General features: G+C 63.2%; 4 protein-coding genes. All 4 read right to left on the bottom strand.

Annotated elements, in window-relative coordinates; genetic code table 11:
• Window positions 1-30: 30 nt before the first annotated feature.
• Genes DIE12_RS37575 through tnpA form a run of 4 tightly spaced genes read right to left on the bottom strand, consistent with a single transcriptional unit; the run spans window position 31 to window position 3001 of the window.
• Window positions 31-627 carry a plasmid pRiA4b ORF-3 family protein gene (locus tag DIE12_RS37575; protein WP_124551604.1) on the bottom strand — a complete coding sequence of 199 codons (597 nt, stop codon included), beginning with the start codon at window positions 625-627 and terminating at the stop codon, window positions 31-33.
• Between the two features lie 11 nt (window positions 628-638).
• Window positions 639-2174 (bottom strand): IS66 family transposase, encoded by a 1536-nt coding sequence (gene tnpC, locus DIE12_RS37570; RefSeq protein ID WP_124551603.1) that lies wholly within the window; start codon window positions 2172-2174, stop codon window positions 639-641.
• Window positions 2175-2225: 51 nt separating this feature from the next.
• Window positions 2226-2573, bottom strand: a complete 348-nt coding sequence (gene tnpB, locus DIE12_RS37565) for an IS66 family insertion sequence element accessory protein TnpB (RefSeq protein WP_074295443.1) — start codon at window positions 2571-2573, stop codon at window positions 2226-2228.
• Complete coding sequence (gene tnpA, locus DIE12_RS37560) at window positions 2570-3001, bottom strand: IS66-like element accessory protein TnpA (RefSeq protein ID WP_260429087.1); 432 nt, start codon at window positions 2999-3001, stop codon at window positions 2570-2572. The genes tnpB and tnpA overlap by 4 nt, the downstream gene beginning before the upstream one ends.
• Window positions 3002-3073 lie beyond the last annotated feature (72 nt).

The following is a 3073-nucleotide window of genomic DNA, read 5'->3' as shown; positions in this document are numbered from 1 at the left end:
GTAAGCGTCAATTCGAGGCCGTCTTGACGATCAGAACTTGACCTCTGAGAGCCGCTGATTCGCGAGCACGAGATCGAAGGCGGCAGGATCGAAGCTGCCGCCGCACCACTCGAGGAAGTGGTCGTGCTCCTCGTGCGTCGGATCTGCAATCGCCTCGAGGAAGTCTGCATATCCGGGCACGCCACCGACGTCTTCCGGCGGACACGCATTCTGCCCATCCATGCACAACGGCCGACGCATGTCGGGATCAGGCACGAGTGCCTTCTCAACCTCGATCCGATGCTGCCAGTTGTCGCCGTAGTCGTAGATGTAGGTGAATGACTTCAGCCCGCCCAGCGCCTTCGCCAGCGTGACCCGTGCTTCATTGAGCATTGGCGGATCGCTCTGGAATCCGAAGTCATCAGGTTCACCATAGTTGGTTTCGCCGAAGACGAACTCGTGCAGGTGCCCGCCTTCCCAGCCCATGGCCAGTTGCAACACCACATGAAGCTTGCCCAGCCGGATCGAGCCGGGAACGATGATTCGTCGCCAGATCGCCGGCTTAATGTACTTCAGCTCAACGCGCAGCACATAATCGGGCACTGGCGCCTTGACCAGGCGCACGGCAGGTTTGCGGGGTTGGACCATCGGATTGATTCTCAGGCGGCTTGCTGTTCGATGTGTGCAGTCGGCATCAGGTGCCACGGCAGCAACTCGTCGATGCGGTTGATGGGATGATCGGCGATGCGCTCAAACACCGTGCGCAGGTAGGCAAACGGCTCGATGCCGTTCAGGCGCGCCGTACCGATCAGGCTATAGATCACCGCCGCGCTTTGGCCACCGCCGTCGGAGCCCGCGAACAGATAATTGCGCCTGCCGAGAACCAACGGCCTGATCGCGCGCTCCGCCGTATTGTTGTCCACCTCGACGCGTCCGTCTTCGCAATAGCGTGTGAGAGCGTGCCAGTGCCCCAGCGAGTATCTGATCGCCTTCGCCAGCCCCGACTTCGCCGAGACCTGTGACAGCGTGTGTTCGAGCCAGGCCTTCAGCTCAGCGAGCAATGGGGCCGAGCGCTGCTGACGCGCAGACAGGCGCACGTCCGGCGTCTGGCCGCGAACCTCGCGTTCAACAACATACAGCGCCCCGATGCGGCGCAGTGCTTCTTCGGCAATCGGTGAGCTGTCCAGCTTGTACAGGTCGTAGAACTTGCGCCGCGCATGGGCCCAGCACCCGGCCTCGATGATCGTGCCGTCACGATACAGCGCGTCATACCCGCTGAAGGCATCTGCCTGCAGGATTCCCGTGTAGCCCGCCAGATGTTCCCGAGGTCGCTCACCTTTGCGGTCGGGTGAGTACCTGTACCAGACTGCTGGTGGCGCGCGGCTCCCTGCCGGGCGGTCATCCCGCACATAGGTCCACAGGCGCGCCGTGCGTGTCTTGCCACGCCCCGGCTCCAGCACCGGCACGGGCGTGTCGTCGGTATGGATCTTGTCTGCGGCGCGCACGTAACCACCGAGTGTATCGGACAGCGGTTGCAGCAGCGCAGCCGCTTCACGAACCCACGATGCCAGTGTTGCCCGGTCCAGTTCGATGCCCGCGCGGCGATAGATGCCGGTCTGCCGGTACAGTGGCATATGGTCAGCGTACTTGGCGACGACGACCTGCGCGAGCAGCCCGGCACCCGCCATCGAGCGCGCTATCGGTCGCGAATGTGCTGGCTCCTGCACCACTGCCGCACAGCGCGGACAGCTCAGCTTCGGACGTACGTGACGCAGTACCTTGAAGTAACCGGGCACATAGTCGAGCACCTCCGAGACGTCTTCGCCGAGCGCACGCATCTGTTTGCCACATTCCGGGCATCCGCAGTTTGACGGCGCATGCATAACCGTTTCGCGGGGAAGATGGGCGGGGAAGTGCCGTGACTTGCGGCGCAGCGGAACGACGTTCGTTGTGGCCGATGTATCAGCAGCATCGGGCACCTTCGACGTTGCGGCCATGGTCGATTCAGGAACGGGAAGCTCACCGAGCGCGAGCTGCAGCTGGTCCATCAGTTCGGTCATGCGCTCCGATGAACGGCCATACTGCCATCGCTTCAGCCGTGAGATCTCGGCCAGCAACTGCGCGATGGTCTCGTCGCGCGAGGCGACGATGCGCTTGAGAGCGGCGATGTCATCGGGCAGATGGTTGGCTGGCATGCATGCCAGTGTAAATGAAGCCCACGCGCTTGTGGGTTCGCGCACCCGGCGTTACGCCGCGTGCGTCGGCTGCCACGTCCGCTCTGGATGCCGCCAGTCAATCCCCTCGAGCAGCATCGACAGTTGGGCAGCTGACAGATGGACTGTTCCCGAGTCCGCCTGCGGCCACACGAAGCGTCCTCGCTCGAGTCGTTTCGCGTACAGGTTCATGCCGTCGCCGCTCCACCATAAAATCTTGATGAGGTCACCGCGACGCCCACGAAACAGGAAGATGTGCCCCGAGAAGGGATCACGTCCGAGCGCTGACTGCACCAGCGCGGCAAGTCCATCCATGCCACGGCGCATATCGGTAACGCCCGCTGCCAGCCATACGCGGGTACCGCCTGGCGGCGCAATCATGCTGGCATCAGGCAGCGCAGCACGAGGCGCAACTGCACGGGGTCCACCATGCCCGTGACGCGCACGCGGGCACCGTTCAGTTCGATCTCGATGCCCGACGCTGCCGGTACGCTCTCGCGATGTGGCTCGACAGGCTGTAGAGCGAGCGACGCCGGTTCTGCGATCTCGCCGGTCGGTGCATCAGGTAGTACCACGGGCAGCAACACCGCTGTGCTGTGCGCCACGCCTTCAAACAGGCCCGCCCGCAGTTGCCGGCGCCACTTGAACACCATATTGGGATTCAGTCCGTGCGCCTGCGCGAGCTTGGCCACCGAAATCCCCGGCTCGCTCGCCGCGACGGCAACTTGCCGCCGGTACTCCGGTGCGTAATTCGGTCGACCCTTGCGGGTCGTCGATCGCGAATTGCAAGTGTCCAAAGTAGTCCCCACCACTCGAAGTAACGGACATCACTTTGGACACCGGCTTCAGCTCTGTCCATGCGGCCTCGAAATGACGCTTAC

The sequence above is a fragment of the Burkholderia sp. Bp9015 genome (assembly GCF_003853505.1).
Classification (GTDB): Bacteria; Pseudomonadota; Gammaproteobacteria; order Burkholderiales; family Burkholderiaceae; genus Burkholderia.
The sequence above is the reverse complement of the archived record's forward strand: the minus strand, read 5'-3'. Positions and strand labels throughout refer to the sequence as shown.

What these genes read in the sequence shown, in the direction of transcription:
- DIE12_RS37575 (WP_124551604.1), bottom strand. Translation starts at nt 627, where the DNA reads ATGGTCCAACCCCGCAAACCTGCCGTGCGCCTGGTCAAGGCGCCAGTG.
- tnpC (WP_124551603.1), bottom strand. Translation starts at nt 2,174, where the DNA reads ATGCCAGCCAACCATCTGCCCGATGACATCGCCGCTCTCAAGCGCATC.
- tnpB (WP_074295443.1), bottom strand. Translation starts at nt 2,573, where the DNA reads ATGATTGCGCCGCCAGGCGGTACCCGCGTATGGCTGGCAGCGGGCGTT.